We start from the raw sequence: 12,445 nt of genomic DNA, 5'->3' as shown, positions 1-12,445 counted from the left end.
TTGCCTTTATGATCATCACCTTCTTTTTTACTGAATATTATAACATTTAACATTAAATAATCCCTATTACATTTAAGAAGACGATAATTATTGCAAGTGGTGCTACAAATCGAAGTAAAAATGCCCAAAAAGTAAATACTTTCTTTCCATAATTTCCACCTACAAAAAACTCTGCTTCTAGTACCTTCTTCTCCATTTTGAATGAAACGAAAATACTAATAAATAGTGCTCCAAGTGGCATTAATATATTACTAGATAAAAAGTCTACTGCATCAAAAATATTTTTTCCAAAAATCGTAATATCACTCCATACTCCAAATGATAACGCAGATGGTATACCTACTAAGAAAATACAGAAACCGATCATCCATGATAATTTCGTTCTTCTTTTTTGTTCACCATTTGCTAATGCCGAAACAACTGTCTCTAATAGAGAAAATGCCGATGTTAATGTCGCAAATGTAAATAGGGCAAGAAATACTGTTAAGAAAATTCCACCGAATGGAATTTGACTAAATACAGATGGTAATACGATAAATAGCAATCCAGGCCCTTCTGTCGGCTCCATTCCTAATGAAAATACCGCCGGAAAAATAGCAAGACCTGCAAATAATGAAACAAATAAATTCAATCCAACAATTGTTATTGCTGATTTTGGTAAACTTTCTTTTTTATTTAAATAGGAACTATAAGTAACCATAATTGAAATCCCAATACTAATCGCAAAGAATGATTGGCCCATTGCGAACAAAATACTTTCCGAAGTAATCTTTGAGAAATCTGGTTGTAAGAAAAACTTCACACCTTTCATTGCGTTATCAAGTGTTAATGAACGAATGATAAGAGCGACAAATAAAACGAACAATGCTGGCAACATATATTTACTTGCTTTTTCAATTCCGTTTTGTACACCTTTTGATACAACCCATATCGTAATGAACATAAAAGCAAAATGTCCCATAATAGCCCAAGCGGGATTCCCAATTGTTTCAGTAAATAATGCACCGTAATTTTGTCCTGGAGTAATAAGTTGACCAGTTATTCCTCTGAATAAATAAATTAATACCCATCCACCTACAACACTATAAAACGAAAGTAGTATAAAACACGTTCCAACACCAAGGCGTCCAATCCAGTGCCATCCTGTATTTGGTGCAATGCTTTTAAATGCTCCAACTGCTTGTTTCTGCGTACTGCGTCCAATCATAAATTCAGCTATAAGTAGCGGTAGTCCAATTAATACAGTAAATAATATAAAGATTAAAAAGAACGCTCCTCCCCCGCTCTTCCCAGCAATATAAGGAAACTTCCATATCGCGCCAAGTCCAATTGCTGATCCTGCTGCTGCCATTATAAAACCTAATTTCGAAGTCCATTGCTCCGTCTGTTTCATCTCATTTTCCTCCTAATTAAATCTTTTTATATAAATAATTAAATTTTATAGCCCTATCCAAATAAACCCCCATTTCTTCTTCCATATAATAAAAAAATGGCCTAGCATCTCTATATAAAGAGACGCTAAGCCATTTACTTAACGCGGTACCACCCTTATTGATTCCATTATGAATCCACCTTAGTAGTAATCGTTTGATTACAAACCTAATATCGAAGGTTAACCGTTAAGATTTACTAAGAATGTGATTCCGTTCCACCTTACTGCTCCTAGGCGAGTTCAGGATGTCATTTGACTATGTCGCACCAACCCATAGCTCTCTGTACAAATACATGACCTTACTACTCCTATTCAACACATTTTAATATTTAGAATATATTTTCTTTTGAAATTAATATGAAGTATATCGGTTATATTTGTAACTGTCAAGGGGGGATATTATTTTTTTCGAAATGGTTCATATTTTAACTCACTTTTACTAGGCTTATTAGCAAAAGAAAGAGTCTATATTTTCACCTTTTCAAACGAACTATAAAAAAAGAATCTTCGCGATAATCGCGAAGATTCTTTTTACGGTATAAGACGAGTACAATCTCTCGGAAAAGCACTAGCCTCTCGTACATTTGTTAATTCTAAAAGTTTATATACAACCCTTTCTAACCCAATTCCAAAACCTCCATGTGGTGGACAACCATATCGAAATGTATTTAAATAAGATTGAAATTTCTCTGGATGTAATCCTTTTTCTTTAAACGAAGCGAGTAACATTTCATAATTATGAATTCGCTGTGCCCCTGACGTTATTTCTAACCCCTTATATAATAAGTCGAATGAATCGGTAATAGATGGATTCTCTTTATTCGGCATCGTATACATCGGTCTCGCTTCTTTCGGATAGTGTGTAATGAAAACAAATTCACTATTATATATTTCCTTCACATATTTCCCTAGTAACTTTTCACCTTCTGTATCTAAATCCCCTACAGGAGATTCTTTACGATACTTATTTTTCAAGATTTCTTGTGCTTCTAACAATGGAATTTTAGGAATTTCAGTAATAACAGGTACTTCTATTTGTAATAATTGTAGTTCTTTATCACATTTTTTTGCTACTTGTTGAAACATATATTGTAAAACATCCGTTTCTAGTTGCATCACTTCATAAAAATCATGAATAAAACCAAGCTCTACGTCTAACGATATATATTCATTCAAATGACGAGAAGAGTTGTGATGTTCCGCTCTATATACAGGTGCAATTTCAAAAACACGTTCTAACCCACCTGCGACCATCATTTGTTTGTAGAACTGTGGTGATTGTGCTAAATAAGCTTCTTTTTGGAAGTATGGAAGCTTAAAAACATTCGCTCCTCCTTCTGCCCCTTGCGAAACAATTTTTGGAGTAAATATACGTGTGAAATCGTTCTCTATTAGAAATTCACTAAAGCTCTGAACGAATGTAGATTTCACTTTAAAAATCGCTGCGGTTCGCTCATGCCTTAATGATATTACCCGCTCATTAAGTAGTTGATCTAAGCCAACTTGTAACTTCTTTTTATTTATTTCAAATGGAAGTGGCTCTGCACCGTTTATTACTTTCACTTCATGAGCAAGTACTTCAACACCCAATTCTGTTTTCGATGTCTCGACTATTTCACCAATTACGTGGACGACACTTTCTACATCAACTTTATATCCAGCCAATTCATTTTCTAATACACATTGAATTACTCCTGTTCTGTCCCGTAATAATAAAAAACTAACATTTCCAAGATGCCGAATTTTTTTTACCCATCCTTGAAGTAATACAACCTTTCCACTTTGTTCCGTACATTCTTTTGTGAGTGAACGCTTCATTATTGAATTCATTATTTTTCCCTCCAGTAATTTTATATTTATTTACGTTATTGTTGTCATCGTCATCATCCACGGTCACTCACCCCCTTTCAAAGAATACAAAAATCCGCCCCTATAAATAGGGACGGATTTTTTTCCGCGGTACCACCCAAATTGTCATACTGACCATCTTAGCCCTGATAACGGTAGGTACCGTTTGCTTTTACTAATAATCACGTTCAAAGCAACACTCACAGGTGTCTTTCCATCATGCGGTATCGCAACCTTCCCAGCAACCGGCTGCTCTCTGTAGACCTTAGCATCATGTACTTTTCCTGATCATCACTTTTTATATTTACAGAGTATTCTAACTCTTCTTTTTATAGAATGCAAGCCTTTTTAAAATATATTCTGATTTTTCACATCCACTTTTGTACAATCTCCTCTAAAGCCATGCCACGTGAACCTTTCAGTAAAACAATATCTTTTTTCGTTATAACTTTCAATACTTCCTCTGCTATTTTGGCTTTATTATCAAATGACTTTATTTTTCCCGTATGATAGTTCTTTCTTGCTTCTTCCGCTACAATTTCAGCTAACTCTCCATACGTAAATACATATTGAATGCTCTCCTCATTTAACATTTTACCAATTTCTCTATGATATGTTTCAGCTTTCTTGCCTAACTCCAACATATCCCCAATCACTATAATTTTTTTCTTATAGGCATTTAATTTCTGCAACGTTTCAATTGCAACCTTCATGGAGGAAGGACTAGCATTCCATGCATCGTTAATAATTGTAAAACCTGTTTTAGCGGTTAAAAACTGAAAGCGCATTTGTGTAATGTTTATTTGCTGCAATGCTTCTTGTATTTTTTCTATAGGGACTTTGTAAAATTGACCTACAGCGATTCCGACAATCGTATTAAAAATATTATGTTTTCCATGTAAGGGAACATCGTACTGTATTTTTGAATGATTTAATTTAAAATGAACACCATATTCATCTAATTGTACGTTCGTTGGAAACAAATCATTTGTATACTTTCCACCAAACGACTTACTTTCTATACCTAGCATATTAATATTTTGAGAAAGTAATGGCTCATCACCATTATATAAGAACAGTCCACCGTCATTTAATCCGTCTACAATTTCAAATTTAGCCTTCGCAATCTCTTCTCTTGATCCAAGCGTTTCTAAGTGTGACTGTCCAATCATTGTAATGATCGCTACATCTGGCTGTGCTATTTGTGCTAAGTTTCGAATTTGTCCCGTTTCGCTCATTCCCATTTCAAGTATTAAAAACTCTGTATCCTGTTTCATTTCTAAAATCGTTAGTGGTAAACCAATTTGACTATTTAAATTTCCCTTCGTTTTATGCACACGATAAGTTGTACTTAATATCGTGCTTATTATATCTTTTACCATTGTCTTTCCATTACTACCAGTAATTCCGATAACTTTCACATTACTTGTCTTTCGGTAATATCGCGCTATTTTTTGCAGTGCAAGTAATGTGTCATCTACAAAAATAATCGGTATTCCTTTTGGAGGATCACCGTAAGACTTTTTCCATAAAGAAGCAGCCGCACCTTTTTCCATCGCTTCTTTTACATAATCGTGTCCATCTTTCACCCTAATAATCGGAACAAACAAATTCCCTTTCGTAATTTTTTTAGAGTCAATACAGACGCCTTGCATCTCTATATAATGAAATGATTCTTGTAATCCTTCACCATTTACTATCTCTTCCAATTTATTTAATTGTATTTGAATCAAATCGTCATCCCTTTCCATTTTATTACATAAAAGTTGTATTTTTCACGCATATTAATAAAAAATTTTATAGCGAGGTGTGTATATGCAAAAAGCAATTAGTTTCTTTCTCCTATTGTTTTGCCTAATTGTAGTAAACGAAACATACGCCTATTCACCAAACTCTTTACCAATCTCTCAAAACTCTGATCAATGGCAAGTAAATATTGATAAACCGAAAAAAACAAACAAGAATATGCTTCAAGCTAAAAAAGATGAATTTCAAACATATCATTTTTCAGTAACGAATGTCGGGAATAGTGAGGTATATAACGTAAACGTCGAAGTATTCCGCAACGAACCAAATAAGAAAACGAAATATGAACTCTTTTCCCTAAAGGAAAGTCGTTTAGCAAGTGGAAAAACTGGATTTGAACACGCTAATTTACCTGTTGCTACAAAAGCGGATGAGGTTGATGTTATTATTACATGGCAAGAACACCCATTCCGATCGATGCGAAATGGTCAAAAAGTTGAATCTAGAAAATTTAAAGAGCATTTTGTTTTTAAAGAAGCTAAAAAGTAAAGGGAATACGGATATATTGACACTATCATTGATATAGCTTTATTTACTAGTACCAGTTCGTAAGCAAATTAAAAAGTCGTGGCTTAATGCCACGACTTTTTATATTAATTCGTACTAATGCCTCTCGCTGCCCAAATGCGATCGATATCAGCAGCATGTTGTCCACCATATAAAAGAGCATCCGCTTGCTTAATCGCTTTTGCTCCATCACTGAATTTAGAGTTTGGTGTTAATGACCAGTGTGATTGTAAAATGATTTTTGTTGCTACATCACGGCCAAAAGCTTGTGCCATTTCGTATTGACCTTGAGCCCAAATTTCACCATCATCATGCACTTCATTCGTTATATCTTTCGGATATACTTTATTCGTATCTAATCGGCGTAAGCATGTTGGATCTGAACTAGAATAAGCTGTCGCATCCCATTCTCCAACACATGCTTTACCATATCCAGTAGTCGATACTGCATCTTCATATGTAGCACCTAAGAAGTCGCCAAATCCTTCTCCCATCGCTCCACCTTCTGCTGAACTACCAAAGCCAGGAACTTGGTTATCTTGAATCGAATGCCCATATTCATGTGCGATAATACCAGCATCTTCTGCATCATCAACACCGCCAGTACCGAAAGTTAAAGCTTTTGTTGATGGAGAATAGAATGAGTTATCATCAGTTGTACCATTAACATTCACTTTTATCGAACGGTTATTAATATTTTTAAAACCTAGACTTTGAATGTAACGTTGCAATGTGTCGATATGATAGTACGACATAACATCTTCAAAGCTATCATTTGCGCGTGTATAGTTAAATTGTAAATTCGTAGATTTTGTTTTCGCTTTTGAAGAAATCGTTACATATTCTCCAATTAAAAATCCTGTTCCATCTAAACCTTTTAACGTAACAGTTTTCAGTTGGTTCGTTAGAGCTGTTGAATCTGCATCGTTATTATCTTTTAAGCCTACTTTACTACCGCTAGATACGACTGGGTTAGGTAAAAATACTTTTCCTGACCCTTCAGCTTTTCGGTTTATATCAACCTTTTTAATTAACTTTCCATTTTCTGCATCAATAAATGTTTCCCATGCACCAAATGGATTATTAGAATGGACTACAACTTTATATACTGGACGAGCAATTCCTTCTTCAACAATATATCCGAACTCTTTATCTGTAGGAGCCCATAAATTTTGCTCACTTGCTTCTCCAACATACGCCATTGATTTTTGTATTGCATCTTTTTCACTAATTTTTGTCGTTACTTCCTTCACACTTGTAACAGGCTGATAATCAGAAACAGCGAGTACTCCCTTTCCCTCTCCGTTAAGCGTAACTGTTATTTGTTTTGAAAATACAGGTGCACCATTAACAACTTGTTGGAACCTAACATATGAAGCTACTGACGTTTCTGTTGTAGAAATATATTGCAAGTCTGAAAGGTCTGTTTTCAATCCATACTGCGCAGCATTTTCTTTTAAATATTCAATTGCTTTTTTCTGTGGCGAATAAGCTTCTAACTTTACTTGCTGTTGTTTTTCCAATGCCGAAACCGTAGAAATCGTCCCCATTACTAACGGTACAGTCATTGCCATTGCCACCATTTTTTTATTAAACATAGAACCACTCCCCCTAATAAAGTAGCTCAACCTTATCCCATTACCACTAGGCAATCATTCCCCACAAAATGGGGGGATAAAAATTGAATCTACGAGTAATTCTCTATAAACACTTCTATTACCTTTTCATTTAGGGTAAGTGAAATTTTCTCAATATTTATGTGTAAAGTGAACACAATACTTTAGAAATATATTTCTAAAGCAATTCCTTAACTCTTAAACTTTTTAAATGACTTTGTAAAAAACAGGCTACTTTTTACCTAACGGTAGGTTGAAAAAAATATTAATGAATGATACGATTTATATAACCTTTTTTAGGAGGCTTTATTATGAGCAAAAGTGAAGAAACACTCTCTTCAATTATGGAAGCAAGCTATCGACTGTTTGCCGGACATGGTATTACCAAAACGACTTATTCAATGATTGCTGAAGAAGTCGGAATTGCTAAACCGTCCATTTATTATTACTTCAAATCTAAAGATGCATTAATTGAATGTATTTTCACAGAATTATGTGCTGCGATGCAGTTTTCTTCCTTCTTCCATACAGAAGAGTTTACGAAAGAAAATTTTATTGAGAAATGCATTGAAATTGGATTCAAAATAATTGATGAACAGCAGAACGATCCTTATTTTAATCGTGTGTTGCAAGAATATGTATTACTATCTTCAAGAAATGATATGTACAAAGATCGATTACTAACTGTGCAAACAGAATATTTACAAGGATTTGAATCCCTCCTTACAAAAGCAAATGAGCTTCAATTGATTGAAAATAAAAATCTAGTTTCAAAAGCTCATATGTTAGCATTAGTGCTTGATAATGTCGGGAATTTTATGATGTTACATGTGGATATAGATTATAGACAAATATGGATGGAAACTGTAAACAGTATTTTTGAAAGAAGGGATTGAATTGAATACTAAAAAACGAATTATCGGCTTAGACTTTGCTAGAGCTTTGGCGATGTTTGGTATGCTGCTTGTTAATTTTATGGTTATAACAGGTGCAGAAGGAAATGGTCCCCCATTTTTAATAACTTTCATGTCACTTTTTGAAGGTAGAGCTTCTGCCTTGTTTGTTATACTTGCTGGAATTGGCATATCTTTAATGACTAGATCATCTGTTGCTAGCAATGAAAAAACAAAAATTTCTAATAGCCGAAAAATCATCTGGAAACGGGCACTATTCTTATTTATTTTAGGATTATTTTTATACGTAATGGAGTGGACTGGGGATATATTACACTACTACGGTGTTTACCTTTTCGTTGCTGCATTACTCATTACAGTCCGAAAAAAAGCATTACTCTTGTTATCTATTATTATCCTACTCTTGGCACAATCTCTTCAGCTTACTTTCAATACTTTCGAAGGTTGGGGAGGTCCTACTCCATTTATAAACTATGTAGACTTCTGGACAGTAAACGGTTTTCTTCGCAATCTATTCTTTAATGGTTATCACCCTTTTTTCCCTTGGTTTTCGTTCTTCTTAATCGGTATGATAATTGGCAGATTAGATCTTCATAATAAAAAGATTAGAGATAGGTTGCTCTTGCTCGGTATTACATTCACCATACTGATAGAACTTTTATCAAAAGGGCTCACGCATTACTTCATTCCACACATTGGCAAAGAAGCTGCTACATTTTTGTTTAATACAGGACCCATTTTACCAAATGTATTGTACATTTTATCTGCAACAGGATCTGCTATTGCTATATTAATACTTTGCCTCTATATCACTGAAAAATATGAAAATAATTGGTTTGTTACTTCCATTATACAAACAGGTCAATTAACATTAACTCATTATGTAAGTCATGTATTTATCGGGATTGGGACATTAATTCTATTCAATAGAATGGAACATCAAACACTACTTTTCGTTTTATTATTTGCTACTGTATTTTTCATTTTCAGTATTTTGTTTAGCGTATTATGGAGAAAGAAATTTTCTAGAGGACCTATCGAATGGATTATGAGGAAATTAGCTAGTTAATTTACCTCCATACGAAAAAGGAAGTTGGAATCATTCCAACTTCCTTTTTTCTTTAATTAGCTGCACTTAATTTAATTCTAAGTTTTGTTTCACCTAAAGAAAGTTCATCGTCTTCGTTCGTTAAGTGACCAAATGTAAATTGTTTTACGAGTAAGTTTTCTTCCAATAAATCTTTATGGTTCGTTAACGTTCGTTGTAGTTCTTCTTCTGTATCGAGAATAACATCGACTCGTAAATTAACTGGTAAATTCAACTGTTTACGATATTCTTGAACCGCACGAATGAATTCACGCGCTACTCCTTCTTGTAACAATTCTTCCGTTACATTCGTATCTAACATAACCGTATATTGTCCGTTAGTCGTATTAGAGAATCCTGATTTTGCAACTTTTTCAACTAACACATCTTCAGCAGTTACAACTACTTCTTCTCCTGGTGTTGCTTCGTAAACTGCTCTTTCTGTTGATACAAAGTTTTGTACTTCTTCTTGTGATAATTGTTTTAGCCAACCATTCACTGCATTCACATTTTTACCGAATTTCGGCCCTGCTGTTTTAAAATTGAGCTTCAATTGATATGATGTGTATTTTGTTTCATCGAGTTCAACATGGAACGCTTTTACATTTAACTCATCCATAACGATATCACGATAAGATTCCCAATCCATATCATTCTCGTTATGCTCAAGTAATACAAGTTCTGCTAGCGGCTGTTTTACTTTTAAAGAATGCTGATTACGGTTACTTCTTCCAAGTTCAACAACTTGTAAAACAGCATCCATTTCCGCTTCTAATTTCGGCTGAAGTAGTGATTCATTTACAACTGGATAATCAGCTAAATGAACGCTACTTCCTTCTAAATTAAGATGAATGTCTTCCGCGACAAACGGTGTGAATGGTGCAATTAATTTACTAATTGTTACAAGTACTTCATGAAGTGTCTCATACGCAGCAGCTTTTTCAGCGTTCATACCAGATTCCCAGAAACGATTACGTGAGCGTCTTACATACCAGTTACTCACTTCATCTACAAGTGCTGCAATTTCACGAGCTGCATTCGTAAATTGATAATCATCAAGTGCTGTTCTCACTTTTTTCGTTGTACTATGCAATCTTGATAATACCCATTCATCCAATTTCGTACGCTTTACATCATACGTTTCTTTCGGGTTATACTCATCTAAATTTGCATATAAAACGTAGAAGCTATACACATTGACTAATGTATCTACAAATTTAGATTTCGCTTCCAGTACGGTTCTTTCAGAAAAACGCTTCGCGTTCCACGGAGCACTATCAACAAGTAAAGCCCATCTTAGCGCATCTGCACCAAACTTATCTACTAAATCAACTGGATCTAGTGCATTCCCTTTACTTTTAGACATTTTCTGCCCTTCTTCATCTAAAACATGCCCTAGTGATAACACTCGTTTATACGGTACTTTTCCTGTATACAGTGCTGAGACTGCTAATAAACTATAAAACCAGCCGCGTGTTTGATCAATTCCTTCTGCAATAACATCAGCTGGAAACTGCTCTTCAAATAACTCTTTATTTTCAAATGGGTAATGATATTGTGCAAATGGCATGGAACCACTATCAAACCAAACATCAATTACTTCTGGTGTACGATTCATTGTGCCTCCGCATTTTTCGCAGCAGACTTGAACTTCATCTACATAAGGCTTATGCAATTCTAAATCTTCCGGTGTTTCTTTCGTACTATGCTTTCTTAATTCGGCAATGCTTTTCGGCGCAAACTGATGATCACAACTTTCACATTCCCATACGTTTAATGGCGTTCCCCAATATCTATTTCGGCTAATATTCCAGTCCACCATATTTTCTAAAAACTTACCAAAGCGTCCATGTTTCATATGATCCGGATACCAAGTAACTGAATCATTATTTTGTAAAAATGTATCTTTAATTGCAGTTGTTCGGATTAACCAACTTTCTCCTGCATAATAAAGAAGTGGTGAATCACAACGCCAGCAATGTGGATAGCTATGTTCATATTTTTCTTTATGATATAGTAAACCTTCTTTCGCTAAATAACGAACAATGTCAACGTCACAATCTTTTACAAATTTACCTTTCAAAAATGGTACCGCTTCTGTATACTCACCTTTTTCATCTACAACGTGCAAGAATGACAATCCTTCACTTTGAACAACTCTATAATCGTCCTCTCCATATGCTGGAGCAATATGAACAAGTCCTGTACCACTATCTGCCGTTACAAACTCTGCTGCGATAACGCGGTAACCATTTGTAACTTCTTTCATCGGAAATGGCGCTGTATAAGATGTGTTTAATAATTCTTCGCCTTTATGAACAGATAATACTTCATAGTTTTCTTTTAATACTTCTTGTACACGTTCTTTCGCAACAATGTATACATGACCTTCTTGTTTTGCTTTAACATATTCCATATTTGGATGTACAGCAAGCGCTACGTTTGCTGGAAGTGTCCAAGGCGTTGTTGTCCAGCCTAAGAAATACTCATTTTCACTATCTTTCACTTTAAACTTCACAGTTGCACTTAAATCTTTTACTGTTTTATACCCTTGTGCAACCTCATGTGAGCTCAATGAAGTTTGGCAGCTTGGGCAGTATGGTGAAACTCTATGTCCCTTATATAACAATCCTTTTTCATGGATCGTCCCCAAAATATGCCATACACTTTCAATATATGGATTCTCTAAAGTTACATATGGATCATCCATATCTACCCAATAACCAATACTTTCAGTGAATTCACGCCACTGCTTTTCATATGTGAAAACACTCTCTTTACACTTTTGAATAAATGGTTCAATGCCATATTCTTCGATCTCATGTTTACCAGAAATACCAAGTTGCTTCTCAACACCTAGTTCTACAGGTAAACCGTGTGTATCCCATCCTGCTTTTCTTACTACTTTATAACCAGCCATCGTTTTATATCTTGCTACTAAATCTTTAATTGCCCGACCAAGTGCATGACCGACGTGTGGTAAACCGTTCGCCGTTGGTGGTCCTTCATAAAACACAAACGATTGTGCGCCTTCTCGATTCTGAATTGATTGTTCAAAAATGCTTTGTTCGTTCCACTGCTTACGAATACGTGTTTCTCTCCCTACAGCTGACTCTTTTACATCTACTTTCTTCATCTACAATCACTCCTTTGAATGTTTTAAAAGCACACAAAAAACCCGCCCCTATGAAGTAGGGACGGGTTTACCCGCGTTACCACCCTAATTCTATTAGCT

Annotated in this window: 8 protein-coding genes and 3 other annotated features (1 of these 11 cut by a window edge); of the genes, 3 read left to right on the top strand and 5 right to left on the bottom strand. The window is 34.9% G+C overall.

The annotated features are described in order from the left end of the window. Positions 1–52: 52 nt before the first annotated feature. The 3 genes from MHI26_RS11035 to MHI26_RS11025 form a co-directional block, all read right to left on the bottom strand. Complete coding sequence (locus tag MHI26_RS11035; RefSeq protein WP_000814533.1) at positions 53–1,393, bottom strand: sodium-dependent transporter; 1,341 nt, start codon at positions 1,391–1,393, stop codon at positions 53–55. A gap of 115 nt (positions 1,394–1,508) precedes the next feature. Then, positions 1,509–1,757 (bottom strand) — a binding site (T-box leader). Positions 1,758–1,963: 206 nt separating this feature from the next. Continuing rightward, on the bottom strand, positions 1,964–3,262 hold the full coding sequence (aspS, locus tag MHI26_RS11030) for an aspartate--tRNA(Asn) ligase (protein WP_001084711.1): 1,299 nt from the start codon (positions 3,260–3,262) through the stop codon (positions 1,964–1,966). A 105-nt stretch (positions 3,263–3,367) separates the two neighbouring features. Next, positions 3,368–3,581 (bottom strand) — a binding site (T-box leader). 67 nt (positions 3,582–3,648) lie between these two features. Further along, positions 3,649–5,031 carry a UDP-N-acetylmuramoyl-tripeptide--D-alanyl-D-alanine ligase gene (locus MHI26_RS11025; RefSeq protein WP_061665971.1) on the bottom strand — a complete coding sequence of 461 codons (1,383 nt, stop codon included), beginning with the start codon at positions 5,029–5,031 and terminating at the stop codon, positions 3,649–3,651. Between the two features lie 64 nt (positions 5,032–5,095). Here MHI26_RS11025 and MHI26_RS11020 point away from each other — a divergent pair, with 64 nt between their 5' ends. Beyond that, the gene (locus tag MHI26_RS11020) at positions 5,096–5,575 is read left to right on the top strand and encodes a hypothetical protein (protein ID WP_061665970.1); all 480 of its coding nucleotides are present in this window, start codon (positions 5,096–5,098) and stop codon (positions 5,573–5,575) included. A gap of 104 nt (positions 5,576–5,679) precedes the next feature. Here MHI26_RS11020 and MHI26_RS11015 read toward each other — a convergent pair whose 3' ends face one another. After that, the gene (locus tag MHI26_RS11015) at positions 5,680–7,191 is read right to left on the bottom strand and encodes a M36 family metallopeptidase (RefSeq protein ID WP_061665969.1); all 1,512 of its coding nucleotides are present in this window, start codon (positions 7,189–7,191) and stop codon (positions 5,680–5,682) included. A 329-nt stretch (positions 7,192–7,520) separates the two neighbouring features. Here MHI26_RS11015 and MHI26_RS11010 point away from each other — a divergent pair, with 329 nt between their 5' ends. Further along, positions 7,521–8,105 (top strand): TetR/AcrR family transcriptional regulator, encoded by a 585-nt coding sequence (locus MHI26_RS11010; protein ID WP_016081809.1) that lies wholly within the window; start codon positions 7,521–7,523, stop codon positions 8,103–8,105. Between the two features lies 1 nt (position 8,106). Next, positions 8,107–9,192, top strand: a complete 1,086-nt coding sequence (locus tag MHI26_RS11005) for a DUF418 domain-containing protein (RefSeq protein WP_061665968.1) — start codon at positions 8,107–8,109, stop codon at positions 9,190–9,192. Between the two features lie 52 nt (positions 9,193–9,244). On the opposite strand, the gene ileS is transcribed toward MHI26_RS11005, so the two are convergent. Next, positions 9,245–12,346, bottom strand: coding sequence for an isoleucine--tRNA ligase (gene ileS, locus MHI26_RS11000; protein WP_061665967.1), 3,102 nt, complete (start codon positions 12,344–12,346; stop codon positions 9,245–9,247). A gap of 54 nt (positions 12,347–12,400) precedes the next feature. After that, positions 12,401–12,445 (bottom strand) — a binding site (T-box leader) (it continues 195 nt past the right edge of the window).

The organism is Bacillus sp. FSL K6-1218, assembly GCF_038006445.1.
GTDB classification, from domain to species: domain Bacteria; phylum Bacillota; class Bacilli; order Bacillales; family Bacillaceae_G; genus Bacillus_A; species Bacillus_A thuringiensis_S.
This window is presented reverse-complemented; position numbering and strand designations above follow the sequence as displayed.